Raw genomic sequence first — 218 nt, 5'->3', positions numbered from 1 at the left:
ACCTTCTTGTCGGGGTCTGCGAGGAGGGTGACCTTCAGGGACTCCTTCTCGCGGAACTTCGCGAGCTTCTCCGGCTTGTCCGGGGAGACGCCGATGACGTCGTAGCCGGCGCCCGCCAGCAGTTCGAGGTTGTCCGTGAAGTCGCACGCCTGCTTGGTGCAGCCGGGGGTGAGCGCCGCCGGGTAGAAGTACACGATGACCTTGCGGCCCTTGTGGTC

Annotated in this window: 1 protein-coding gene; it reads right to left on the bottom strand. The window is 65.6% G+C overall.

All coding sequences use genetic code 11. From position 1 onward, the window contains the following. On the bottom strand, positions 1 to 218 hold a 218-nt coding region (locus C3488_RS39875; RefSeq protein WP_146068049.1), incomplete at both ends, for a peroxiredoxin.

The organism is Streptomyces sp. Ru72, from assembly GCF_002920635.1.
Lineage (GTDB): Bacteria > Actinomycetota > Actinomycetes > Streptomycetales > Streptomycetaceae > Streptomyces.
This window is presented reverse-complemented; position numbering and strand designations above follow the sequence as displayed.